The 24,026-nt window shown below is 74.2% G+C and carries 18 protein-coding genes, 1 pseudogene and 1 riboswitch; of the genes and pseudogenes, 11 read left to right on the top strand and 8 right to left on the bottom strand.

What is annotated here, in order from left to right; translation table 11 throughout:
- Window positions 1-76: 76 nt before the first annotated feature.
- Window positions 77-1,960 carry a SpoIIE family protein phosphatase gene (locus AB0C66_RS10310; RefSeq protein ID WP_362435374.1) on the top strand — a complete coding sequence of 628 codons (1,884 nt, stop codon included), beginning with the start codon at window positions 77-79 and terminating at the stop codon, window positions 1,958-1,960.
- Window positions 1,961-2,087: 127 nt separating this feature from the next.
- Here AB0C66_RS10310 and AB0C66_RS10305 read toward each other — a convergent pair whose 3' ends face one another.
- The 6 genes from AB0C66_RS10305 to AB0C66_RS10280 all read right to left on the bottom strand — a co-directional run bounded on the left by AB0C66_RS10305 (window position 2,088) and on the right by AB0C66_RS10280 (window position 8,947).
- Window positions 2,088-2,894, bottom strand: a complete 807-nt coding sequence (locus tag AB0C66_RS10305) for an enoyl-CoA hydratase/isomerase family protein (RefSeq protein ID WP_362435651.1) — start codon at window positions 2,892-2,894, stop codon at window positions 2,088-2,090.
- A gap of 91 nt (window positions 2,895-2,985) precedes the next feature.
- The gene (locus AB0C66_RS10300; RefSeq protein ID WP_176183654.1) at window positions 2,986-3,207 is read right to left on the bottom strand and encodes a helix-turn-helix domain-containing protein; all 222 of its coding nucleotides are present in this window, start codon (window positions 3,205-3,207) and stop codon (window positions 2,986-2,988) included.
- 412 nt (window positions 3,208-3,619) lie between these two features.
- Complete coding sequence (locus AB0C66_RS10295; RefSeq protein ID WP_362435372.1) at window positions 3,620-5,218, bottom strand: ABC-F family ATP-binding cassette domain-containing protein; 1,599 nt, start codon at window positions 5,216-5,218, stop codon at window positions 3,620-3,622.
- Between the two features lie 286 nt (window positions 5,219-5,504).
- Window positions 5,505-6,938: a hypothetical protein gene (locus AB0C66_RS10290; protein WP_362435370.1), complete on the bottom strand. Its 1,434-nt coding sequence runs from the start codon at window positions 6,936-6,938 to the stop codon at window positions 5,505-5,507.
- 122 nt (window positions 6,939-7,060) lie between these two features.
- Window positions 7,061-8,188, bottom strand: coding sequence for an alpha/beta fold hydrolase (locus AB0C66_RS10285; RefSeq protein WP_362435368.1), 1,128 nt, complete (start codon window positions 8,186-8,188; stop codon window positions 7,061-7,063).
- Window positions 8,189-8,269: 81 nt separating this feature from the next.
- Window positions 8,270-8,947: a class II aldolase/adducin family protein gene (locus AB0C66_RS10280; protein ID WP_362435366.1), complete on the bottom strand. Its 678-nt coding sequence runs from the start codon at window positions 8,945-8,947 to the stop codon at window positions 8,270-8,272.
- A 349-nt stretch (window positions 8,948-9,296) separates the two neighbouring features.
- On the opposite strand from AB0C66_RS10280, the gene AB0C66_RS10275 reads away from it, so the two are divergent.
- From AB0C66_RS10275 to cobC, 10 genes and pseudogenes are all read left to right on the top strand, one after another.
- Window positions 9,297-10,625, top strand: a complete 1,329-nt coding sequence (locus AB0C66_RS10275; protein ID WP_362435364.1) for an inorganic phosphate transporter — start codon at window positions 9,297-9,299, stop codon at window positions 10,623-10,625.
- A gap of 13 nt (window positions 10,626-10,638) precedes the next feature.
- On the top strand, window positions 10,639-10,911 hold the full coding sequence (locus tag AB0C66_RS10270; protein ID WP_362435361.1) for a hypothetical protein: 273 nt from the start codon (window positions 10,639-10,641) through the stop codon (window positions 10,909-10,911).
- 206 nt (window positions 10,912-11,117) lie between these two features.
- Window positions 11,118-11,270: riboswitch (cobalamin riboswitch) on the top strand.
- A gap of 129 nt (window positions 11,271-11,399) precedes the next feature.
- Window positions 11,400-12,431, top strand: a complete 1,032-nt coding sequence (locus AB0C66_RS10265) for a cobalamin biosynthesis protein (RefSeq protein WP_362435359.1) — start codon at window positions 11,400-11,402, stop codon at window positions 12,429-12,431.
- Window positions 12,428-13,960, top strand: coding sequence for a cobyric acid synthase (locus tag AB0C66_RS10260; protein WP_362435357.1), 1,533 nt, complete (start codon window positions 12,428-12,430; stop codon window positions 13,958-13,960). The genes AB0C66_RS10265 and AB0C66_RS10260 overlap by 4 nt, the downstream gene beginning before the upstream one ends.
- Before the next feature lie 46 nt (window positions 13,961-14,006).
- The gene (locus AB0C66_RS10255; protein WP_362435354.1) at window positions 14,007-16,178 is read left to right on the top strand and encodes a putative cobaltochelatase; all 2,172 of its coding nucleotides are present in this window, start codon (window positions 14,007-14,009) and stop codon (window positions 16,176-16,178) included.
- Window positions 16,178-16,774 (top strand): cob(I)yrinic acid a,c-diamide adenosyltransferase, encoded by a 597-nt coding sequence (gene cobO, locus AB0C66_RS10250; protein WP_362435352.1) that lies wholly within the window; start codon window positions 16,178-16,180, stop codon window positions 16,772-16,774. The genes AB0C66_RS10255 and cobO overlap by 1 nt, the downstream gene beginning before the upstream one ends.
- Complete coding sequence (locus AB0C66_RS10245; RefSeq protein ID WP_362435349.1) at window positions 16,768-18,207, top strand: cobyrinate a,c-diamide synthase; 1,440 nt, start codon at window positions 16,768-16,770, stop codon at window positions 18,205-18,207. The genes cobO and AB0C66_RS10245 overlap by 7 nt, the downstream gene beginning before the upstream one ends.
- A 1-nt stretch (window position 18,208) precedes the next feature.
- Window positions 18,209-18,589 (top strand): annotated as a pseudogene (locus tag AB0C66_RS10240) (cobalamin biosynthesis protein); the annotation flags it as partial.
- A 559-nt stretch (window positions 18,590-19,148) separates the two neighbouring features.
- Window positions 19,149-19,988, top strand: a complete 840-nt coding sequence (locus tag AB0C66_RS10235; protein WP_362435347.1) for a sirohydrochlorin chelatase — start codon at window positions 19,149-19,151, stop codon at window positions 19,986-19,988.
- Complete coding sequence (gene cobC, locus AB0C66_RS10230) at window positions 19,978-21,030, top strand: Rv2231c family pyridoxal phosphate-dependent protein CobC (protein ID WP_362435344.1); 1,053 nt, start codon at window positions 19,978-19,980, stop codon at window positions 21,028-21,030. The genes AB0C66_RS10235 and cobC overlap by 11 nt, the downstream gene beginning before the upstream one ends.
- 132 nt (window positions 21,031-21,162) lie before the next feature.
- Here cobC and AB0C66_RS10225 read toward each other — a convergent pair whose 3' ends face one another.
- Together AB0C66_RS10225 and AB0C66_RS10220 are read right to left on the bottom strand one after the other, a co-directional pair.
- Window positions 21,163-22,056: an SCO1860 family LAETG-anchored protein gene (locus AB0C66_RS10225; protein ID WP_362435649.1), complete on the bottom strand. Its 894-nt coding sequence runs from the start codon at window positions 22,054-22,056 to the stop codon at window positions 21,163-21,165.
- Between the two features lie 775 nt (window positions 22,057-22,831).
- Window positions 22,832-23,998 carry an amidohydrolase family protein gene (locus AB0C66_RS10220; protein WP_362435342.1) on the bottom strand — a complete coding sequence of 389 codons (1,167 nt, stop codon included), beginning with the start codon at window positions 23,996-23,998 and terminating at the stop codon, window positions 22,832-22,834.
- Window positions 23,999-24,026 lie beyond the last annotated feature (28 nt).

Raw genomic sequence — 24,026 nt, 5'->3', positions numbered from 1 at the left:
ATCATTTCATATCCCTACGTCTGTCATAATATGGCACCTAGATGGCCTAATCCGCCTAATTGCCCAGGAGCCGCACGTGGGAGCCTTGCTTCCCCTCTCGCGTGAGTCCGTCGCACGGACGACGCTGCCTGGAAGTGTGCGCGCGCCCGGTGCGGCCAGGACCTTTGTCCGGACCACGCTGACCGGGGCGAACGCCAAGGAATCCCTGGGCACGGGCACGCTCGGCATACGGCTGGTGGACGACGCGGTACTGCTGGTGAGCGAGCTGGTCACCAACGCCGTTCTGCACGCGGGCACCCGGGTCGAGGTCGTCTGCCGCCTCCAGGCCGGGGGCGGACCGGCCGAACCCACCCGGCCCACCGCTCCCGAGGAGCCCACCGCCCCCGAGGACGAGCCGCTGCACCCCGGAATCGTCGTGGAGGTGACGGACCTCCACCCCGCCAGCGCGGTGTACGGCGGGCCGGACGCCCAGCGCCGGGGCCGCGGCCGGGGTCTCCAGCTGATCGGGGCGCTCGCCGAGTCCTGGGGGGTGACCTACCACCGCACCCGGAAGACGGTGTGGTTCCGGCTGGACGCCGAGGAGGCGGAGCCCGAGCTCCACGCCGTCCCCACCAGCGCGCTCGGCCGTGAACTGCGGTTCGCCGAGACGCTGGCCCCCTCCCCGCTGCGCGGGCGCCGCGACACCACCGCCGAATGGGTCGACCGGGGCGGGCCGTCCTTCCTGGCCGAGGCCAGCGAGCTGCTGACCGGGCAGCTCGACGAGAACATGGTCGCCGCCCTCGCCGGACAGCTGCTGGTGCCCCGGCTGGCCGACTGGTGCGCGGTCTGGCTGACCACCGAGTCCGGCGGGCTGGAGCTGGCCCGGGTCTGGCATACCGACGAGCGCCGTATCGACGCGCTGCGCGTGGTTCTGGAGGGGCACCCGCCGCCCAGCGGGCTCGGTACCGCGGGCACCCCCTGGCCCTGGCCGCAGATCGCCGACACCCACGGCACGGGCGGCTCGGCCCTTGCCTTCCCACTGATCGCCCACGGCCGCAGCCACGGGGTGCTGCTGCTCGGCCGGGCGGGAGTGGCCCAGATGACCGAGGGTGTGGTGCGGCTGTCGGAGGACGTGTCACGGCGGGTGGCACAGGCCGTGGCCACCGCCCGGCAGTACACCCGGCAGGCGACCATCAGCAGGGCGCTGCAACGCCGCCAGCTGCCCACCTCACTGGCCGACATCCCGGGGGTCGACACCGCGATCGTCTACGAACCGCACGGCGAGGGCCAGACCGTCGGCGGCGACTTCTACGACCTGTTCCCGATGGGCGAGCGCTGCTGGTGCTTCCTGCTCGGCGATGTGCAGGGCAGTGATCCGGAGGCCATGTCGGTCACCGGTCTGGCCCGCCATCTGGTGCGGCTGCTGGCCCGGGAGGGCCACGGCGTGGAATCGGTGCTCCACCGGCTGAACCAGGCACTGGTGGAGGAGGCCGCCGAAGCCGTCGCGGTCGGCGGGGAGCAGGCCCGTCCGCGCTTCCTGAGCCTGGTCTACGGGGAGCTGGAGCTCGACGCGGACTGTGACGGGGGCGCCCGCTGCACGATGGCCAGCGCCGGGCATCCACTGCCGCTGCGGCTGACCGCGGACGGGGCGGTGAGCCCCGCGGCCACGCCCCAGATGCTGCTGGGCATCGACGAGAACCCCGGCTTCCACGCCGACACCTTCGACCTCGCACCGGGCGAGACCCTGCTGTGCGTCACCGACGGGGTGACCGAGCGGCGCAACGGCAACCGCCAGCTGGACGACGACGACGGCCTCGCCGACATCCTGCGCGGCTGTGTGGGGCTGGGCGCCAAGGCGGTCGCGGAGCGGGTACGGCGGGCCACCCATGAGTTCAGCACCGAGCCGATCGACGACGATCTCGCGGTGCTGGTGCTCGAGGCCGTGCCCCCGGTGACGGTGGACCTGCTGCGGGAGCCGTGACGGAGCCGAGGGCGAATGGGTGGGGGCGGGGCCATGGCGGGGCGGGAGACCACGGCGGGGTGCGGGGGCCGGTCCCCCCGGCCCCCGCACCCACCGCGATGTCGCGGGTCCGTCCGGACCCGTCCGGTCAGTCCGTCAGACCCGCGAGTTCGCGCAGTCGGCGCGCCTGGGCGGCGCGCTCGGCGGTGCGCTGCTCCTCGTAGGTACGGTCACCGGCGCCGCGCAGCAGCGCCTTGGTCTCGATCAGGGCGCCCCGGTCCGCGGCGAGCAGGGCCGCCGCCAGGTCCCGTACCGCGCCGTCCAGCTCGGCGGCGGGCACGACCAGATTGGCCAGCCCGGTCCGCTCGGCCTCCTCGGCATGGACGAACCGCCCGGTGGCACAGATCTCCAGCGCCCGGGCATAGCCCACCAAGCCCACCAGCGGATGGGTGCCGGTGAGGTCGGGGACCAGACCGAGGCTGGTCTCGCGCATGGCGAACTGCACATCGTCCGCGCACACCCGCAGGTCACAGGCGAGGGCGAGCTGGAACCCGGCACCGATGGCATGCCCCTGCACGGCGGCGACGGAGACGATGTCGTTCCTCCGCCACCAGGTGAACGCGTCCTGGTACTCGGCGATGGTGGCGTCCAGCTCGGCGTCCGAACCGCGCGCCATATCGATGAACGACGGCTCGCCGTCGAAGCCCTCGGGCGTGAACGCCTGGCGGTCCAGGCCCGCCGAGAAGCTCTTGCCCTCGGCGCGCAGCACCACCACCCGCACGCTGCCCGGCAGCAGCCGTCCCGCCTCGGCCAGCGTCCGCCACATCGCGGGCGACTGGGCGTTGCGCTTGGCCGGACGGTTGAGGGTCACCGTGGCGACCGCATCGTCGACGATGAGCTGAACGCCGTCCTTGTCGAGCAGGGTCACAGGAAGCCTCCGGTCGGCCGCAGTCAGTACAAGTGACTGCACAGTAACCACCCGGCCGGACCGCCGGTCAACCGGGTGGCACTGCCATACCTGCCGGTGACGACGGCGTGATACGGGATCAGGCCGATTGGGCCTTCTTACCCCGCGTCGCGCCCCCGCGACCACGTAGGGAAACGCCTGATTCGCTGAGCATCCGGTGAACGAATCCATAGGAACGGCCGGTCTCCTCGGCCAGCGCCCGGATGCTCGCACCGGAGTCGTACTTCTTCTTCAGGTCTGCCGCGAGCTTCTCGCGCGCGGCGCCGGTCACCCGGCTGCCCTTCTTCAGAGTCTCGGCCACCCGTGCCTCCTCATGGGAAGTGCGCTCTGGACTCTCATGATCACCCCTACACGGCTTCCTGGCCACCCATTCGGCAAGGTCTGTGGAGGAAGGATTCCGTGAAATCGCGCCATGACGGCCTTCGGAAGACAGGATTCCGACGCCGTTCGCCCTGACACTCCTTCGCGTTTACCGGCGAACGGGCAGGTCAGGGCATATGTGCAGGAGGTCGGACCCATACCGACCGGCGCACGGCACGCCTTGCGCGCCGTACCGTCACGGCGCGCCGCGATACCAGCCGTTCTCACTCAGATGATGGATCACACCTAGGCCGAATGATCTACAGGAAGTGGATCAGAACGGATCAATGGGATGTCACGGCCGGGCGGGCGGACGAGGCCCATGGGGGCGGCCCGAGGGGCCGCCCCGGCGGTCAGGCGAGCGCCACCAGGTCCGCGTAGTCCTCGCCCCACAGGTCCTCGACACCGTCCGGCAGCAGGATGATCCGCTCCGGCTGGAGGGCGTCCACCGCGCCCTCGTCGTGGGTCACCAGCACCACCGCGCCGGTGAAGGTGCGCAGCGCGCCGAGGATCTCCTCGCGGCTGGCCGGGTCGAGGTTGTTGGTGGGCTCGTCGAGCAGCAGCACATTGGCCGAGGAGACCACCAGGGTGGCCAGCGCCAGCCGGGTCTTCTCACCGCCGGAGAGCACCCCGGCCGGCTTGTCCACATCGTCGCCGGAGAACAGGAACGAGCCCAGGGTCTTGCGGATGGCCACCAGATCGAGGTCGGGGGCGGCCGAGCGCATGTTCTCCAGGACCGTGCGGTCCGGGTCGAGCGTCTCGTGCTCCTGCGCGTAGTAGCCCAGCTTCAGCCCGTGACCCGGGGCCACCTGGCCGGTGTCCGGCTTCTCCACCCCGGCCAGCAGCCGCAGCAGCGTGGTCTTGCCCGCGCCGTTGAGACCGAGGATGACCACCCGGGAGCCCTTGTCGACGGCCAGGTCGACATCGGTGAAGATCTCCAGGGAGCCGTACGACTTCGACAGGCCCTCGGCCGACAGCGGGGTCTTGCCGCACGGGGCCGGGTCCGGGAAGCGCAGCTTGGCGACCTTGTCGGACTGGCGCACCTCGTCGAGACCGGCGAGCAGCCGCTCGGCACGGCGGGCCATGTTCTGCGCGGCCACGGTCTTGGTGGCCTTGGCGCGCATCTTGTCCGCCTGGGAGTTGAGCGCGGCGGCCTTCTTCTCGGCGTTGGCCCGCTCGCGCTTACGGCGCTTCTCGTCGGCCTCGCGCTGGGCCTGGTAGAGCTTCCAGCCCATGTTGTAGATGTCGATCACCGAGCGGTTGGCGTCCAGGTAGAAGACCTTGTTGACGACCGTCTCGACCAGATCGACATCGTGGGAGATCACCACGAAGCCGCCGCTGTAGGTCTTCAGGTAGTCCCGCAGCCAGATGATGGAGTCGGCGTCGAGGTGGTTGGTCGGCTCGTCCAGGAGCAGGACGTCGGAGTCCGAGAAGAGGATCCGGGCCAGCTCCACGCGGCGCCGCTGACCGCCGGAGAGGGTGTGCAGCGGCTGGCCGAGCACCCGGTCGGGCAGGCCGAGGCTGGCGGCGATGGTCGCGGCCTCCGCCTCGGCGGCGTAACCGCCCTTGGTGAGGAACTCGGTCTCCAGGCGCTCGTACTTCTTCATCGCGCGCTCGCGGGTGGCGCCCTGGCCGTTCGCCATCCGGTCCTCGTTCTCGCGCATCTTGCGCAGCACGGAGTCCAGCTCACGGGCGGAGAGGATGCGGTCGCGGGCGAGCACGTCGAGATCGCCGGTGCGCGGGTCCTGCGGGAGGTAGCCGACCTGGCCGGAGCGGGTGATGGTGCCCCCGGCCGGGATGCCCTCACCAGCCAGGCACTTGGTGAGGGTGGTCTTGCCCGCTCCGTTGCGGCCGACCAGGCCGATGCGATCGCCCTTGGCGATACGGAAGGAGGCGGACTCGATGAGGACGCGGGCGCCGGCACGCAACTCGACACCGGAGGCGGTGATCACGGGAATTACTCCTGGGCAGGACGGGGTGGCGGACGGGACGGGCGGGTTGGCCGACGCCGTCTAATGCACGAGGAGAATTGCCATGCGGCTAGCTTAGCGGGGCGGGCAAGTTGTTATTTCCACGGCGGTGACCCCGTTTCCCTCCGGTGAGGGCCGCGCCAAGGCGACGGCCACGGGCTTTGCGGCGGGCCATGGCACGGGCCGCCGTCGCACCCCGGTGCCGGACTGTGGAGCAGATCACATCCGAGGGGCACCACGAGCTGGCGTACGGGGCCGGTGGCGTCCGTCAGGCGCCGCCGGTGTGCACCTGGAAGGCGGCCCGGCGGACCGCCTTGGCGAGCGCCGGATCCGGGTGGGCGGCGGCCAGCGCCACCAGCACCTGCACGGTGCGGGGATGGCCCACCGCGCGCACCTCGTCCAGCAGCGCGGGCACCGTGCCCTGCACCGCGGACTCCAGGTGGCGGACGAGCAGCGGGCTCTCGCCGTGGTCGGAGATGGCCGCGGCGGTGTCCACCCACAGCCAGGTGGCCTCCTCGCGGGTGAGCGCGTCGAGCGCGTCCTCGGGGTCGGCGCCCTCGTGCTCGGCCAGCCACAGCAGGGCGTACGGACGCAGGCAGGACTCGTCCACGGCGGCCCGCACCGAGGGCTCGGCGGGCGCCCCGACCACACGCAGCGCCTCGAAGGCGAGCCCGCGCAGCAGCGCGTCGTCCCCGCGGGCCGCGTCGAGCAGCTCGATCACGGCGCTGCCCACGGGCCGGGCGGCCAGCCAGGCGCGGTACTCGGCGCGGGCCGGTCCTGGGGTGAGCCCGGCGCAGCCGCGCAGCATGTCGGGGGCGGGCTGTTCGATATTGCCCGCGGGGCTCTGGGCGGCCACGCAGATCTGCTCCAGCTTGACCCACACCGCCCAGTTGCCCAGCGCGGTGAGGACGGCCTCACGGCCGTCGTCCGCCGCCGCGTCCCCGGGGCCCACGGTGAGCGCCCCCACGGAGGCGAGCGCGTCCAGGGCCCAGTCGAGCAGCCGCTGGAGCGACGCGTCCTCATCGTCGTCGGCCGTGGTGGCCGCCACGGCCCCGTCGGCCCGGTGGGCGGACTCGGCCGTCCGGACCGCGTGGTCCTGGGGCACCTCACAGCGCTCGGTGCGCAGTTCGGCCACCCGCTGCCGGAGCATGTCCAGCAGCGCGGCGACCTGTACCGGACCCGCGGACAGCTGGAGCAGCGAGAGCAGCTGCGGTACGGCCTCGACGACCTCGGCGACGGCCGTGGGCTCCGCGGTGGCCGGGGCCGGGCTCACCAGCGACCACGCGTCCAGCAGCGCGACCCAGCCGCGGAGCACCGCGCTGTCGTCGCGGTGCCACGCCTTCAGCCGCCAGCCGAGCCGGGCGGCGCCGCCGTGGATCTCCACCAGGCCGACCAGCCGGGCCCGGTCCCAGTCGGCCCGTACCTCCTCGGGGGTCAGCCGCAGCGCCTCGGCGGCGTGGGCGGCGGCCTCGTCGGAGAGCGCGCCGGGCGCGCCGTGCTGGGCGGCGGCCCAGTGGGCCATCTCGACGGCACCGGCCAGTCCCGATCTGGCCTGCCGGGCCAGCTCCGCCGGCGGCGGGGTGCCCTCGGGCGGACGGGGCGCCGGTCGGGAGCCGCGGTGCGACGCGGGCCGGCGGTCGGTGGCCGTCGGCCGCTGGCGGACGAGTCGGAGCCGGGAGTCGCGCGGAGTACGGGACGTCACGGGAGCAGTTTCTCCGTTGACGGCCCGAAAGCCCAATCGGCACCCGTCCGGCGGTCGCCTCCGGCGCGGGGGACGCGCTCTCCGCGCGCCGCGCGAGCGCGGCAGTGCGCTGCCTCCGGGCGCTACAGGAGCGGGGTCAGAAAGCGCCGTAGTGCCTCTTCGTAACCGCGCGGATCGGCGTTCCACATGGCGCCGTGCGGAGCGCCCGCCACGGTGTGAAGGGTGACCAGTTCGGCTCGGGCTTCGGCCAGTTCGCGGGAGGCGGACCAGGGGGCCAGGGCGTCGTCGGGGCCGTGGACGACAAGCACCGGGACGGTCAGCCGCTCGGGGTCGGCCGCCGCCGCGAGGCCGCTGCCGTGCAGTCCGGTGCGGCCCTCGGCCGCGCGTATGACGAGCGGCATCAGTGCGGCGGGGGTGCCGCGGGCGGCGGCGAGCGCGCGCAGCGTGGCCTGCCAGTCCAGCACCGGGGAGTCGAGGATGACGCCGCTGACCCGGTGGCGCAGCGCGGAGTTGGCGGCGGCCTGGAGGGCCATCGCGCCGCCGGTGGACCAGCCGTGCAGGACGACGCGCTGCGCCCCGTAGCGCACCGCGTAGCGGATGGCCGCGTCCAGATCGCGCCATTCGGTGTCGCCGAGGTGGCCGATGCCGTCCTCCGGGGGCGGGGCCCCGGGGTCGCCGCGGTAGGCGAGGTCGAGCACCGGGACCCGCAGCTTCCGCAGGAACGGCATGACGACCATGGGGTGTTCACGCGTGGTGCCCAGACCGTGGACGGTGATGACCCAGGTGGGGCGTTCCGCGGGGACGAACCAGGCGGGCAGCGGGCCGAGTTCGCCGGGGACGTCCACATCGGCGTGCTCGATGCCGAGCGCGTCCCGCGGATTGCCGATGTGCACCTGAGGGGTGAGCCGCACCCGGTCGCCGGGGTCGAGGCTGCCGTGGGTCACCCGCTCCAGACGGCGCACCACGCAGTCGGCCGGGCTCGGCGCGTCCTCCAGGACCGGCCCGATGACGGCGTGGCAGGCCGGGCCCGCCAGTCCGTAGGTGCCGGGGCGCAGCGAGGTCAGGGAGCGGGTCAGGGTGATCCGGCCGGGCTCGGTCGCGTGCACGGTGAGCGGGGGCTCGTTCGGCAGCGGACGGTCGGCGGCGGGCCGGAGCGCAGCGTCGGTGGCGTACCGTCCGGCCGCCACGGCGGCCACACCGGCGCTGAGCAGGGTGCTGGCGGCCGCGGCCGCCGCTGTCCGCAGACGCATCCCTCCCAGTGTGGGCGGCCGGGCGCCCGCTGGCCAGCGGGCGTACCCGGCGGAGTGATATCCCGCGGGCGGCTCGGCGGCTCAGCCCGGCTGGCCGTACCCGCGCAGTTTGGCGGCGGCCCGCTCCAGTTCGTCCGGCGGGATCAGCGCGGGGCTGCGGCCGGGGACGGCCGAGGCGGCCAGCCAGACCTGGCACAACCACTCCAGCTGTGCGGTGCGGTCGTACGCCTGGTCCAGGGTGGCGCCGTAGACGACGGTGCCGTGGTTGCGCAGCAGAGCGCCGGAGCGGTCGCGCAACGCCTCGATCAGGAGCTCGGCCAACGCGTCGGTGCCGTAGAGGGCGTAGTCGGCGACCCGTACGGGGCCGCCGAGCGCCCCCGTCATGTAGTGGATCGCCGGGAGCTCGTCGACGAGGGTGGAGACCGCCGTGGCGTGGACGGCGTGGGTATGGACGATGGCCCGGGCGTCCGTGGCGCGGTAGACGGCCAGATGCATGGGCAGCTCGCTGGTCGGCTCGAGCGTGCCGAGCACCTGCGCACCGTCGAGGTCGACGGCGACGGCGTCGCGCGGGCCGAGCCGGTCGTAGGGGACCCCGCTGGGGGTCACCAGGACGGTGTCCCCGATCCGGGCCGAGACATTGCCCGAGGTCCCGACCACCAGCCCGTCGGCGGTGGTCCTGCGGGCGGTCCGCACCACCTGCCCCCACGCCTGCCGCAGGGGCTGGGTCAGCCGCGGCCGCGGGGGTCGCTCCTGTGCCATACGCCTCACCTCCGGACCGATCTTCGCAGCCGGCCGCCCGCCGGAAGGGCGGCGGGGGCGGGATCCGGCGGGGCGGGGGCCGTCCCGGCCCAGGACGATCGGGGGTAGTAGCGGTGCGTTCACCCGGGTCAGGGCTACGGGCGGGTGGGGGTGGGCCGTACGGGACGGCAGGGGCTGGGGTGTACGGTGCCCAAACTCCTTGCGACGAGCGGAAATACGCCAGATGGCCGAGCGATGGACACCCACCCAGCTACGTCATCCCAAAGCCCGCCCCAGTTAACCTCTCGTTCACCCAGTTTCCTTACGTTCACCGTGCCACTACCGACCTTCGAACTGATTGACCGGGTGTATGGAACACATCACGCTTCTCATCGGGATCGTGATCATCACGGCCTTGGTGTTCGACTTCACGAACGGGTTCCACGACACAGCCAATGCCATGGCCACCACCATCTCCACGGGCGCGCTCGGTCCCCGGGTGGCGGTGGCGATGTCGGCCGTCCTCAACCTCGTCGGCGCCTTCCTGTCCGTGGAGGTCGCCAAGACCATCTCCGGGGGCATCCTCGACGAGGACTCCGGTATCCGGCCCGAAGTGATCTTCGCGGGGCTGGTCGGAGCCATCCTCTGGAACCTGGTGACCTGGCTGGCCGGGCTGCCGTCCAGCTCCTCGCACGCCCTCTTCGGCGGTCTCATCGGCGCCACCGTCGCCTCGGTCGGCATCGACGGGGTCAACGGGGACGCGATCGTCATGAAGGTCCTCATCCCGGCCGTGGCCGCGCCGCTGGTGGCGGGCATCGCCACGGTGGCCGCGACGCGGCTCACCTACCGGCTCGGCCGTGACCGTGCCCCCGAGGACACCGCGAAGGGCTACCGCGCCGGGCAGATCGCCTCGGCCGCCCTGGTCTCCCTCGCCCACGGCACCAATGACGCGCAGAAGACGATGGGTGTGATCACCCTGGCGCTGGTGACCGGCGGTGTGATCGCCCCGGACTCCGACCCGCCGATGTGGGTCATCGTCTCGGCCGGTCTGGCCATCGCGCTCGGCACCTACCTGGGCGGCTGGCGGATCATCCGCACCATGGGCAAGGGCATCACCGACATCCAGCCGCCGCAGGGCTTCGCGGCCCAGACCGGTGCGGCGACCGTCATCCTCGCCTCCTCGCACATCGGCTTCGCGCTCTCCACCACCCAGGTCTGCTCCGGTGCCGTCATGGGCGCGGGCGTCGGCCGTAAGGGCAGTGTGGTGCGCTGGGCGACCGCGGGCCGGATGGTCATGGCCTGGGTGCTGACGCTGCCCGCCGCGGGTCTGATCGCGGCCGGGTCCGCGCTCCTGGCCGACCAGGGCGACTGGGGCATCACCACGGTGGCCGTGCTCGCCCTCGCGGGCTGCGCGGTGATCTGGGCGCTGTCCCGCCGGAAGCCGGTGGACCACAGCAACGTCAACGAGGCCGGCAGCACCGAGCCGGTGGGCGTCATCACCGCCGCCCTCCAGTCGGTGGCACCGCCGCCGGTGGGCTCGGCCGCCGGTACCGCCACCGACACCACCGCCAACGCCACCACGGACACCACCGCCGACGCCACCGTCGGCAGCACTACGGACACCACGACCGACCAGCCGAGGGCCGTCGCCACGGCCGGCTCAGCCGCCCCCGCGGCGTCGAGCAGCACACGCAGCTAAGGGAGCCAACGCAATGAGCATCGACTGGGCGGCACTCGGCCAGGTCTTCGGCGTCAGCCTCGCGGTGACGGTCGGGGTGGTGGGGGTCTTCACCCTCGGCATCGTGGGCACGTCCCGCAGGGAGCTCCGGGCGGAGGGAGTGGCCACGGCCACCGCCGGTGGTATCGCCGCCGGTGGTGTCACGCCGCAGGGCGGCGCGTCCGCTCTCACCCGCTCCGGCGCGTACGCCTGCTTCGCGCTGTGCGCCGCGGTGGTGGCGTACGGCATCTATCTGATCGTCGCCTGAGGGTCCTTCGGCGCCTCTCAGGACACCTGAGCACCACGGCCGCCGGGCGGGCGACGCTGACCGGCGTCGCCCGCCCGGCGGCCCGTTCGCCGCACGCTCCGCGCGGACGCCGTGTGGGCCTCGGCACACTCGTCCGTCGCAGGTCATGGGCGAGTTGACGGCCCTTCGCGGGCCATGGTGGACTTCCGGAGCCAAACGGCGGCAGCAGAGGAAGCCGGTGCGAATCCGGCGCGGTCCCGCCACTGTCACCGGGGAGCGCCCTCCCATCGCCTGCACGGGGTCACGGCTCGTCCGTACGGCTGGTCCGTACGCGGAGCTGGAAGACCGGGAGAAGCGCGGATCCGGGAGCCAGGAGACTCTCCCCGCCGGTCACGTCGAGCCAGGGCGCGGACCCTGAGTGAGGACATACCGCCATGCCCGGCACCGCCACGCCACCAGCCCCACCACATCACCGCCCCCTCGGCCGAGGCACGACGGCGGGCTGAGGGATGCGTGCCGATCACGCCTCGTTCGCGTGCGGCGCCGCTCTCGGCTTCCTCGGCGACCTCGCCACGGGTGACCCCCGACGCGGCCATCCGGTGGCCGCGTTCGGGCGGGTCGCCCTGGCCGCCGAGCGCGGGCTGTGGCGCGACCACCGCGGTTACGGGGCCCTGCACACCGCGCTGTGCGCGGGCGGCGCGGCCGTCGGTGCCGCGCTGCTGACGCGTGCCGTAAGGACGGTGGCCGGGCACCGCCGTGCCGATGTCGCCCTTACCGCCGCCGCCACCTGGGCCGTACTGGGCGGCACGACGCTGGGGCGGGAGGCCCGGGCCATCGGCGGGGCGCTGGCCGCCGGGGACATCGAGACCGCGCGGGAGCGGCTGCCGCACCTGTGCGGACGCGATCCGCAGGCGCTGGACGCGCAGGCGATCGCCCGCGCGGTGGTGGAGTCGGTCGCGGAGAACACCTCCGACGCCGTGGTGGGCGCCCTGGTGTGGGGGGCCGTGGGCGGGGTGCCGGGGCTCGTCGCCTTCCGGGCCGTGAACACCCTGGACGCCATGGTCGGCCACACGTCCCCGCGCTACCGCCGGTTCGGCTGGGCCGCGGCCCGGCTGGACGATGTGGCGGGCTGGCCGGGGTCCCGGCTGACGGCCGCCCTGGCGACCGTGGCGGGCCCCGATCCGCGCGGCGCCCGGCGCGCCTGGCGTCTTGACGGACGGCGCCATCCGAGCCCCAACGCGGGGCCGGTGGAGGCGTCGTTCGCGGGTGCGCTCGGGGTGCGGCTGGGCGGCACCCTCGCGTACGCGGGACGGGTCGAGCACCGGCCGGTCCTGGGCGGCGCCGGACGGCCGGTGCGCACCGGCGATATCCACCGGGCGGTGCGGCTGTCGCGGCGGGTGGGCGCACTGGCCCTGGTGACATCGGTGACGGCACGGCTGGTGGTGGGCAGGGTTCTGTCCGACAAGGGCGGGTTCCTGGGCGGCAGGGGCGGGGGCCGAGGCGGCACGCGCGGTCCGGACGAGCGGAGAGGGAGCCGATGAGCGGAACAGGGGGCGGGCTGCTCGTCGCCGGGACGACCTCGGACGCGGGCAAGAGCGTGGTCACGGCGGGCATCTGCCGGTGGCTGACGCGCAAGGGCGTGAGCGTGGCGCCGTTCAAGGCGCAGAACATGTCGCTGAACTCCTTCGTCACCCGGGACGGGGCGGAGATCGGGCGGGCGCAGGCCATGCAGGCGGCCGCCGCGCGCGTGGAGCCGAGCGCGCTGATGAACCCCGTACTGCTGAAGCCGGGCAGCGACCGCAGCAGCCAGGTGGTGCTGCTGGGCAAGCCGGTGGGCGAGATGAGCGCCCGCGGCTACCACGCGGAGCGGCGCGAGGGGCTGCTGGAGACGGTCACCGGGTGTCTGGAGGAGCTGCGGCGCACCCATGACGCGGTGATCTGCGAGGGCGCGGGCAGCCCCGCCGAGATCAATCTCCGCCGTACGGACATCGTGAACCTGGGGCTGGCCCGCGCGGCCGGGATCCCCGCGGTGGTGGTCGGGGACATCGACCGCGGCGGCGTGTTCGCGTCGTTCTTCGGGACCACGGCGCTGCTGTCCCGGGAGGACCAGCGCCATATCGCCGGCTATATGGTCAACAAGTTCCGCGGTGATGTGACGCTGCTGGAGCCCGGTCTGGAGATGCTGCGCGAGCTCACCGGGCGGCCGACGGTCGGGGTACTGCCGTTCGCCCACGGCCTCGGCATCGACGAGGAGGACGGGCTGCGGGTGTCGCTGCGCGGCGCGGTGCGCGAGAGCGTCGTCGCACCGCCGCACGGCGACGATGTGCTGCGGGTCGCGGTGACCGCCGTACCGCTGATGTCCAACTTCACCGATGTGGACGCGCTGGCCGCCGAACCGGGTGTGGTGGTGCGCTTCGTGGACCGTCCCGAGGAACTGGCCGACGCCGACCTGGTGGTGGTGCCGGGCACCCGCGGCACGGTCCGGGCGCTTCAGTGGCTGCGCGAGCGCGGGCTCGCCCGGGCCCTGGTGCGGCGGGCCGCCGAGGGGCGGCCGGTGCTGGGCATCTGCGGCGGCTTCCAGGCGCTGGGTCAGCGCGTCGAGGACGAGGTCGAGTCCAGGGCCGGGACGGTCGAGGGGCTGGGACTGCTGCCGGTGCGGGTGCGGTTCGCGGTGGAGAAGACCCTCGCCCGGCCGGTCGGCGAGGCCCTGGGCGAGCGGGTGGAGGGCTACGAGATCCACCACGGGGTCGCCGAACTGCTCGACGGCGGCGACGAACCGTTCCTCGACGGCTGCCGCGCGGGTTCGGTGTGGGGCACCCACTGGCACGGCTCGCTGGAGAGCGACGGCTTCCGGCGGGCCTTCCTGCGGCGGGTGGCCGAGGCGGCGGGCCGGGCGTTCGTCCCCGCGCCCGACACCCGCTTCGGGGAGCTGCGCGAGGAGCAGCTCGACCGCCTGGGCGATCTGATCGAGGAGCACGCCGACACCGACGCGCTGCTGCGGCTGATCGAGGACGGCCTGCCGGACGGGCTGCCCTTCGTACCGCCGGGGGCGCCAGGAGGACCGAAGTGAGCATCCCGGACCGCGACCGCGTCACCACCGCTGGAGGTACCGCCGAATGACCACCGCCACCTACCCGTTCACCGCGGTCGTCGGGATGGCCGACATGCGGCTGGCCCTGCTGCTCAACGCGGTCTCCCCCGCCGTCGGCGGCGTGCTGGTGCGCGGCGAGAAGGGCACCGCGAAGTCCACCGCCGTCCGCGCCCTGGCGGCGCTGCTGCCGCCGGTCGAGGTGGTCCCGGGCTGCCGGTTCTCCTGCGATCCGGCGGCGCCCGATCCGCGGTGCCCGGACGGGCCGCACGAGCCGGGCACCGGCGCCGCGCGGCCCGCGCGGATGGTCGAACTGCCCGTCGGCGCCTCCGAGGACCGGCTGGTGGGCGCGCTGGACATCGAGCGGGCGCTGTCGGACGGGGTCAAGGCGTTCGAGCCGGGGCTGCTGGCCGACGCGCACCGCGGCGTGCTCTACGTCGACGAGGTCAACCTGCTCCACGACCACCTGATCGACCTGCTGCTCGACGCGGCCGCCATGGGCGCCTCCTATGTGGAGCGCGAGGGGGTGTCGGTCCGGCATGCGGCGCGCTTCCTCCTGGTGGGCACGATGAACCCCGAAGAGGGCGAGCTGCGGCCGCAGTTGCTGGACAGGTTCGGGCTGACGGTCGAGGTCACCGCCTCGCGCGACACCGAGGAGCGGGTCGAGGTGGTGCGGCGGCGGCTGGCGTACGACGAGGACCCGGCCGGGTTCGCGGCGCGCTGGGCGGAGGACGAGGGGGGCCTGCGGGAGCGCATCGCGGCGGCGCGCGCCCTGCTGCCGGGCGTGGTCCTGGGCGACCGCGCGCTGCGGCAGATCGCGGCGGTGTGCGCGGCCTTCGAGGTGGACGGGATGCGGGCGGACATCGTCACCGCGCGGACGGCCACGGCGCTGGCCGCGTGGGCGGGCCGGACCGATGTGCGCACCGAGGATGTACGCCAGGCGGCGCTGCTGTCGCTCCCCCACCGGCGGCGCCGGGCACCGTTCGACGCCCCGGGGCTGGACGAGGGGAAACTCGACGAGGTGCTGCGGCGGTTCGAGGACGAGGAGCCGGAGCCGCCTGAGCCGGACCAGGGGCCCGGCTCCGAGGAGGGCGACGGCGACAACGGCCCGGACGGGGGCCCTGAGCGACCGGACGACGGGCCCGGCGGACCGGAGGGCGGGCCCGGCGGCGGGCTGCCGCACGACCGCGCGCAGGAGCCCCCGCCGGCGCCCGACCCGTCCGTCCCCGGCCCGCGCGAGGGCGAACCCGAGGCCGCCGACGGCCCCGAGACGCCCCAGGAGGCCGATAGCGGCGGCGGAGCGGGCGCGGGCGGCGGCGGTGAGAAGGCGGCCGTGGGCGCCGCCGAACCGTTCCGGACCCGGCGGCTGGATGTACCGGGGCTGGGCGAGGGGGCGGCCGGACGGCGGTCGCGCGCCCGCACCGCGCACGGTCGCACCACCGGGGCCCGGCGCCCCCGAGGCACGCTCTCCTCGCTCCATCTGACGGCGACCGTAAGGGCGGCGGCCCCGCATCAGCACGCGCGCGGACGCAGCGGTCCGGGGCTGCTGGTGCGCCGTGACGATCTGCGCGAGGCGGTGCGCGAGGGCCGGGAGGGCAATCTCGTGCTGTTCGTGGTGGACGCGTCGGGGTCGATGGCCGCCCGCACCCGCATGGGCGCCATCAAGGGCGCGGTGCTGTCCCTGCTTCTGGACGCCTATCAGCGGCGCGACAAGGTCGGTCTGATCACCTTCCGGGGCGCGGACGCGGAACTGGCGCTGCCGCCCACCTCCTCGGTGGACACCGCCGCCGCGCGGCTGGAGCGGCTGCCCACCGGCGGCCGGACACCGCTGGCGGCGGGGCTGCTCAAGGCCCGCGAGGTGCTGCGGGTGGAGCGGCTGCGGGACCCCTCGCGCCGTCCGCTGCTGGTCGTGGTGACCGACGGACGGGCCACCGGGGCCCGTCGGGAGGACACGGCGCGGCAGGGCGCCGGTGCCACCCCGGTCGCACGGGCCGCACAGGCGGCACGGCTGCTGGCGGGCGACGGGATCGCCTCGGTGGTCGTGGACTGCGAGTCGGGGCCGGTGCGGCTCGGGCTGGCGGGGGCGCTCGCCCGGGAGCTGCGGGGCACCCCGGTGACGCTGGACGAACTGCGTGCGGACAGTGTGACCGCGCTGGTCCGCGATGTACGGAACGTTTCGACCACTCGGAGGGCCGCCTGATGCCGCAAGGACAACCGACCGTCGTCCCCGACGACGGGCTGACCACCCGCCAGCGCCGCAACCGTCCGCTGGTGCTCGTGCACACCGGGGTGGGCAAAGGCAAGTCGACGGCGGCGTTCGGGCTGGCGCTGCGGGCGTGGAACCAGAACTGGCCGGTCGGTGTATTTCAGTTTGTGAAGTCCGCGAAATGGCGGGTCGGCGAGGAGCGTGCGCTGCGCGTCCTGGGCGACTCGGGCGAAGGGGGGACCGTCGCATGGCACAAGATGGGCGAGGGCTGGTCGTGGGTCCAGCGCGACATGGCTTCCAGCGAGGAGGCGGCGCGCGAGGGCTGGGAGCAGGTCAAGCGGGATCTCGCGGCGGAGACATACCGGCTGTACGTGCTGGACGAGTTCGCGTATCCGATGCACTGGGGCTGGGTGGATCCTGACGAGGTGGTGGCGGTGTTGCGCGACCGTTCGGGGATGCAGCACGTGGTCATCACCGGGCGCAACGCGCCCGCGCAGCTGCTGGACTTCGCCGACCTGGTCACCGACATGTCCAAGGTCAAGCACCCGATGGACGCCGGTCAGAAGGGCCAGCGAGGCATCGAGTGGTGAGTGTTCCCCGTCTGGTCATCGCCGCTCCCTCCTCCGGAAGCGGCAAGACGACCGTCGCCGCGGGGCTGATGGCCGCCTTCGCGGAGCGGGGGCTGGATGTGTCCCCGCACAAGGTCGGACCGGACTACATCGACCCTGGCTACCACGCGCTGGCCGTCTCGCGGTCCGCCCGCTCCGGTGGCTCGTCCGGAGGCCGTTCCGGTGGCGCGGGGTCCCGTCCCGGCCGGAATCTGGACGCCTACCTCTGCGGTCCGGACCGGATCGCCCCGCTGTTCCTGCACGGTGCGGCGGGTTGCGATCTGGCCCTGGTCGAGGGGGTGATGGGGCTGTTCGACGGTGCGGCGGGACAGGGCGAGCTGGCCTCCACGGCCCATGTGGCCAAGCTGCTGCGCGCCCCGGTGGTGCTGGTGGTGGACGCGTCCTCGCAGTCGCGGTCGGTGGCCGCGCTGGTCCATGGCTTCGCCTCGTGGGATCCGGAGGTGCGCGTCGCCGGGGTGATCCTCAACAAGGTCGCTTCGGACCGGCACGAGGCGATGCTGCGCGAGGCCCTGGAGGGGGCGGGGGTCCCGGTGTTCGGCGTGCTGCGCCGCACGGACGCGGTGCGGGCCCCGAGCCGCCACCTGGGGCTGGTGCCGGTGGCCGAGCGGCATGCGGAGGCGGTGGACTCGGTGTCCGCCCTCGCCGCGCGGGTGCGCGAGGGATGCGATCTGGACGGCCTGCTGGCGCTGGCGCGCGGCGCGCCGCCGCTGTCCGGGCCGGTGTGGGATCCGGTGGCGGAGGTGCGGGGTGCCGGTACCGGGCTCGCATCCGCCGACGGTCCTGTGGTGGCGGTCGCGGGAGGGCCCGCGTTCACCTTCTCCTACGCGGAGCACGGCGAGCTGCTCACCGCCGCCGGTGCGCGGGTCGTGCCGTTCGACCCGCTGCGGGACGAGCGCCTCCCGGACGGCACGGACGGTGTGGTGATCGGCGGTGGCTTCCCGGAGGTGTACGCACCCGAGCTCTCGGCCAACGAGCCGCTGCGGGCGGCGGTGGCCCAACTGGCCGCTTCCGGTGCGCCGATCGCGGCCGAATGCGCCGGGCTGCTGTATCTGGCGCGCTCGCTGGACGGGCAGCCGATGTGCGGGGTGCTTGAGGGAGAAGCACGGATGTCGGACCGGCTGATCCTCGGTTACCGTGAGGCCGTGGCCGTCTCCGACACCGCGCTCGCCGTCGCCGGGACACGGGTGCGCGGCCATGAGTTCCACCGCACGGCCATCACCCCGGGCGCGGGCCCGGACCCCGCCTGGGGCATCGTCCACCCGGAGCGCCGCACCGAGGGTTTCGCCCAGGGCCGGGTGCACGCCTCGTACCTCCACGTCCACTGGGCCGCGGTGCCGGCCGCCGCGACCCGGTTCGTCGCCGGATGCGTTCCCCATGCCGCCCGCGCCGGGTGACCCGGGGCTGGTGGTGGGGGTCGGCGCGAGCCGGGGGGTGTCCGCCGAGGAGATCACCGAGCTGATCGGGTCGGTGCTCGCCGCCGAGGGCCTCTCCCTCGGCCGGATCGCGGAGTTGGCGACGGTGGAGTCCAAGGCGGCCGAACCGGGGCTGGTGCTCGCGGCCGCGCGCCTGGGCGTCCCGCTGCGCGGCTGTCCGGCCTCGGCCCTGGCCTCGGTGGAGGTCCCCACCCCGTCCGCGACCACCCTCGCCGCGGTGGGCACACCGGGCGTCGCGGAGTCCGCGGCCCTGCTGGCGGCGGGCCCGGCCGCCGAACTGCTCGTCCCCAAACGCAAGTCGGCCCCCCGGGGCGCCGCCCCGGCCCGAGCCACCTGCGCGGTGGCCCACCGCCGTACGCCCCCGGACAACCGCCGCGCCAGCGCCGCCGCCGGACGGAATGCCGCACCCCGGGCGGACGGCGCCCCCGCGCCGAGTGCCGACCCCGCGTGCGACGCCGCACCCCGGCGGCACAGCGACCCCGCACAGCGCGACGCCCCCACGCGGGATGGCGAACCCGGCCGCCGCGAGCCCGGCGCCGCGACCCCGCCGGAGGGTGCCCGCTCGCGGCGTGGTGAACAGCCGGAGGGGACCGCGGCCGGGCCGCGCGGTAGCCTCACCGACGCCACATCCAGGCAGCACACCATGCCCCCGGCCGGGGAACCCGCGCCGGGCGGCGGGACCGCACACCAGAGCGCGCGCGAGGCCACACCCCGGTTGCGCGGCAACGCTGGACAGGGCGTCGGCCCGGGGCGGGACACCGCGCATCCGCCCTGGACGGGCGGCAAAGACCTGGTGTCGCGCGTGGCGGCGTCCGTCAGTAACGTCTCCGGGGCGAACCAGCCCCCCTCGCACCTCCGTTCGCCGTGAGACCCCGCAATACCTGCACCACCAAGGAGAGCTCGTGACGACCCCGCCAGCGCTGCTGATCGCCGGCATCGGCACCCGGGACGACAGGCGCGCCACCGTCTTCCACCACTTCGTTCAGGAGGTGGCCGCGCGCCACCCCGAGCTGGCCGTGGGGGGCGGCCTCACCGGGCCGGGCGGCGCGCATCCGCTGTCCGACGCGATCGGCCGTCTCGTCGAGGACGGGGCGACCCGTCTCGCCGTCGTACCGCTGACCCTCATACCGGTGGAACATCCCCGGGACGGCATCGCCGCCGCGCTCGCCCAGGAGGCGGAGCGGCACGCGGAGGTGTCGTTCTCCGCCGCCCGTGCGCTGGGCCCGCACCCCACGCTGCTGGACGTGCTGGAGAGCCGTCTCGACGAGGCAATGGGCGGTGGCCCCCGGAAGCCGTCGGACCGGGCCGGGACCACCGTGCTGCTGGTGGGCGGCGGATCCCCGCTGCCGGAGGCCAACGCCGAGGTGCACCGGGCGGCGCGGCTGCTGTGGGAGGGCCGCGGCTTCGCGGGGGTGGAAGTCGCCTTCGCCTCCCTCGCGGCGCCGGATGTGCCGTCGGGCCTGGACCGCTGTGCGCGGCTCGGGGCGCGGCGGGTGGTCGTGCTGCCGTACGCCGTCTTCCCGGGCGACGCGCTGGAGCGGGTGCGGCAGCAGGCGGAGGGCTGGGGGCTGGCCCATCGGGACGTCGAGGTGGTGGCCGCCGACGCGATCGGTCCGGCGAAGGCGTTGCTGGACGTCGTCATGGCGCGCTACGAGGAGGCGGCGGGCGCGTCCGAGCGGGCGGGCTTCGCCGCCGAGGAGCACGCCTTCTCCCACCCCGACGCCCACGCCCATGTCCGCTGAGTTCGATCTGCGGCACCATGGGGACGCCGAGGTACGGGGCGCCGACGCCGGGTTGACGGATCTGGCGGTCAACGTCCGGGCCGATACACCCCCTCCATGGCTCAGGGCCCGGATCGCCGCGTCCCTGGACGGGCTCGCCGCGTACCCCGACGGGCGGGCGGCCCGCGCGGCGGTCGCCGCGCGCCACGGGGTGCCGGTCGGGCGGGTGCTGCTGACGGCGGGGGCCGCGGAGGCGTTCGTCCTGCTGGCGCGGGCTCTTCCGGCGCGGCGCCCGGTGGTGGTGCATCCGCAGTTCACCGAGCCGGAGGCCGCGTTGCGGGATGCCGGGCACCGGGTGGAGCGGGTGGTTCTGGACGAGCGCGACGGTTTCCGGCTGGACCCGGCGGCGGTGCCGGACGGCGCGGATCTGGTGGTGCTCGGCAACCCCACCAACCCCACGTCGGTGCTGCACCCGGCGGATGTGGTGGCCGGGCTGGCCCGGCCGGGGCGGACGCTGGTGGTGGACGAGGCGTTCATGGACGCCGTGCCGGGCGAGTCCGCGTCGCTGGCGGCCCGGACCGATGTGCCCGGGCTGGTGGTGCTGCGCAGCCTGACCAAGACATGGGGTCTCGCGGGGCTGCGCATCGGCTATGTCCTGGCGGACGAGGAGATGATCGGCGCGCTGGAGCGGGTGCAGCCGCTGTGGCCGGTGTCCACGCCCGCCCTGGTGGCGGCGGAGGCGTGCTCGGCGGCTCCGGCACTGGCCGAGGCGGAGGCGGCGGCGGAACGGACGGCCGCCGACCGGGCCCATCTGGCGGCCCGGCTGGCGGAGTTCCCGGAGGTGCGGGTGTGCGGCCCGGCGGCCGGGCCGTTCCTGCTGATCCAGATCCCGGGCGCGGTGGCGCTGCGCACCAGGCTGCGGGAGCTGGGGTTCGCCGTCCGGCGTGGTGACACGTTTCCGGGCCTGGGCCCGGACTGGCTACGGCTGGCGGTCCGCGACCGCCCCACCACGGACCGCTTCGCCGTAGCCCTGGCCAAGGCCCTGGCAGAACGCCGCCCTTGACCCCCGGGGGCGGCGGCGCGGCCCCGGGCCCTGGCACCCGATCCAGGACCCCGGCCGCACCGGCCGCCTACGCCCCGTGCACCCGCGCCGTCGTCACGGCGCGGGGCCCGGGCCGTGGCTCTCCGCCGCCGGTTACGCGTCGGCGCCGTCCGCTCCGGCGCGCCGGCGGCGGGCCAGGGTGACGGCACCGGCGCCCATCACCAGCAGCAGGGCGCCGCCGCCGATCAGGTACGGCGTGGCCGAGCTGCCACCGGTCTCGGCCAGGTTCTCCGGCTTGGGATCGGGCTTGGCCTGGTTACCCACCGGGGTCTTCGGCTCGTCGGCGGCCGCGGGGGACTCGCAGGTCGCGCGGGCGAGTGTGATCTGGCCGTTGACCTCCGAGACGTTCAGCTTGAGCGGGTTCACCGAGACCTTGAGGTTCAGGGCAGTGGCCGCCGCCGTGCCGGAGGTGACCGAGGTCTTCGACAGGTCGAGCTGGACCTTGCCGACCGACGGCACGTCGACCGTGGTGGTGCCGCCCGCGGTCAGGTTGACCTTCTTCCCGAGCACGGTGACGCCACCGAGCACATTGGAGTCGGCGGTCGGCCGCTTCCCGGCCGCGCAGACCGCCTTGGAGGTCACCTGCTGGACGTGGATGAGCGGCATGCCGACCAGACCCGGCACATGGACCTTGGCGTTGACGAGGTTGGAGTAGCCCTCGGCGCGCTGCTTGTCCACGGCCGCCCGCGCGGTGGCCACATCGGCGTTCAGCACGTTGAACGGCTTGCCTCCGTTGACCCCGTCCAGGGTCGCGGAGAGCGCGGTCTTGCTGGCGGTCTGCGGCGCGTGCACCTCGTTGAGGACGACGGCGAGCGGTGCGGAGACCGTCTTGTTGAGCAGCGCGACGTTCAGGTCGGTGCGGAGCACGACCGCGTCGGCCTTACCGGTGGTCCTACCGGTGTCGGCGTGCGCCGCGCCCGCGGGCAGGGCGCCCAGGACGGAGACGGCGGCAGCGGCAGTGACGGCCGCCAGACGGCGGGCGGGCATGCCGAAGAAGGGATTGCTGGAACTGGACACGTGAGTTGACCCCCACTGGAGACATGGAGCCGCCGGCGCCTGCCGCGGGGGACTCCACGGGCGCCGACGGCCTCGACCACGCCATATTTGCGCACCGAGGGTAAACAGGCAGACACATGAAGTCCGTTCATCCCAACGGGTGGGGTTCGGCGCCGAGTTCGAAGCCCCAGTCGAAAACCCAGCACCCCCACCACTCAGGCGCCGTACCCACGGCGCGAGGCGAACGGACCCGCGGGATCAGACGTCGGCCCCGCAGAGCCCGGCGCCATGCCCACGGCGCCAGGCTCCTGGACCCACTGCGCCAGGGAGGCGCACCCCCGGAGCCTGTCCGCCAAGCCCACGGCGCCAGGCCGCCGCAGCGTTGGACAGGCGAACCCGCGACACCAGGCAGGCGTACCCGCGACGTGAGGCCGCCCAGCCCACGGCGACAGGCAGGCGAATCCCGGAGCCAGGCCGCGGGACCCGCGACGTGAGGCCGCCGGACCCGCGACACCAGGCAGGCGAATCCCCGGAGCCCGGCCGCCGGACCCACCGCGTCAGGCAGACGGACCCGCAGGGTCAGGCCAGACCGCGGGATCGGGCCATCGGACCCGCAGGGTCAGACGGACCCACGGCGCCAGACCGCCGAACGCGCGGCGTGAGGCCGTCGGGCCCCTGACGCCAGGCCGGACCCGCAGGGCCAGACAGGCGCACCCCCTGAGCCCGGCCGCCGTACCCACGGCGTCAGGCAGACGGGCCCGTGGCGTCAGGCCACGACCTCTCCGCGTAGTACCACGCGCCGCGGCGACGTCAGCACCCTTACGTCCTCCCGGGGATCCGTCTCGTACACCACGAGGTCCGCCGGGGCCCCTTCCGTGAGTCCCGGGCGTCCCAGCCAGGCCCGTGCGCCCCAGGTGGCCGCGGAGAGCGCGTCCCGGGCCGGGATACCGGCCTTCACCAGCTCGGCGACCTCCTGGCCGATCAGGCCGTGGGGCAGCGAACCGCCCGCGTCGGTGCCGGTGAAGATCGGGATGCCCGCGTCATGGGCCGCGCGCACCGTCTCGTAGCGGCGCGCGTGGAGCTGCCGCATATGGTCCGCCCAGCGCGGGAACTTCGCCTCGCCGCCGAGGGCGAGCCGGGGGAAGGTGGCGATGTTGACGAGCGTCGGCACGATGGCGACCCCGCGCTCGGCGAACAGCGGGATGGTCTCCTCGGTCAGCCCGGTGGCGTGCTCGATGCAGTCGATCCCGGCCTCGACCAGCGGCGCCAACGTCTCCTCGGCGAAGCAGTGGGCGGTGACCCGGGCACCGAGCCGGTGGGCCTCGGCGATGGCCGCCTCGACCGCGCCGCGCGGCCAGCAGGCCGAGAGGTCGCCGGTCTCGCGGTCGATCCAGTCGCCGACCAGCTTGACCCAGCCGTCGCCGCGCCGCGCCTCCGCCGCGACATACGCGACCAGGTCCTCGGGCTCGATCTCATGCGCGTAGTTGCGGATGTAGCGCTTGGTACGGGCGATATGGCGGCCCGCGCGGATGATGCGGGGCAGGTCCTCGCGGTCGTCGATCCAGCGGGTGTCGGCGGGCGATCCGGCGTCCCGCAGCAGCAGCGCCCCGGCCTCACGGTCGGTGAGCGCCTGCTTCTCGCTGGTGGACTCGTCCACGGCACCATGGGCGTCGAGACCGACGTGGCAGTGGGCGTCCACAAGACCGGGCAGCGCCCAGCCCTCGATGAGCCGGACGTCACGGGCCCCGGCCGGACGCTCGAAGGTGATCTTGCCGTCCACCACCCACAGTTCGCTTCGGACACCCTCCGCGACTCCGCCGCTACTCACAGAAGCATTCGCGGCAGAACCCGCCGCAACACCCCCCGACGCGAGCTCGTCCCCCGGCCCCACCAGGACCCTGCCCTTGATGTGCAGCACCGCGCTATCCCTCATGTCACGCACTGTACGAGACCGCGTACGA

Source organism: Streptomyces sp. NPDC048636 (assembly GCF_040650655.1).
Taxonomy (GTDB): domain Bacteria; phylum Actinomycetota; class Actinomycetes; order Streptomycetales; family Streptomycetaceae; genus Streptomyces.
This window is presented reverse-complemented; position numbering and strand designations above follow the sequence as displayed.

Excerpts from the sequence above, each read along its gene's own strand:
- AB0C66_RS10265 (WP_362435359.1), top strand. The coding sequence starts at position 11,400 with ATGCGTGCCGATCACGCCTCGTTCGCGTGCGGCGCCGCTCTCGGCTTC.
- AB0C66_RS10270 (WP_362435361.1), top strand. The coding sequence starts at position 10,639 with ATGAGCATCGACTGGGCGGCACTCGGCCAGGTCTTCGGCGTCAGCCTC.
- AB0C66_RS10220 (WP_362435342.1), bottom strand. The coding sequence starts at position 23,998 with ATGAGGGATAGCGCGGTGCTGCACATCAAGGGCAGGGTCCTGGTGGGG.
- AB0C66_RS10260 (WP_362435357.1), top strand. The coding sequence starts at position 12,428 with ATGAGCGGAACAGGGGGCGGGCTGCTCGTCGCCGGGACGACCTCGGAC.
- AB0C66_RS10285 (WP_362435368.1), bottom strand. The coding sequence starts at position 8,188 with ATGCGTCTGCGGACAGCGGCGGCCGCGGCCGCCAGCACCCTGCTCAGC.
- AB0C66_RS10275 (WP_362435364.1), top strand. The coding sequence starts at position 9,297 with ATGGAACACATCACGCTTCTCATCGGGATCGTGATCATCACGGCCTTG.
- cobC (WP_362435344.1), top strand. The coding sequence starts at position 19,978 with ATGTCCGCTGAGTTCGATCTGCGGCACCATGGGGACGCCGAGGTACGG.
- AB0C66_RS10280 (WP_362435366.1), bottom strand. The coding sequence starts at position 8,947 with ATGGCACAGGAGCGACCCCCGCGGCCGCGGCTGACCCAGCCCCTGCGG.
- AB0C66_RS10225 (WP_362435649.1), bottom strand. The coding sequence starts at position 22,056 with ATGCCCGCCCGCCGTCTGGCGGCCGTCACTGCCGCTGCCGCCGTCTCC.
- AB0C66_RS10255 (WP_362435354.1), top strand. The coding sequence starts at position 14,007 with ATGACCACCGCCACCTACCCGTTCACCGCGGTCGTCGGGATGGCCGAC.
- cobO (WP_362435352.1), top strand. The coding sequence starts at position 16,178 with ATGCCGCAAGGACAACCGACCGTCGTCCCCGACGACGGGCTGACCACC.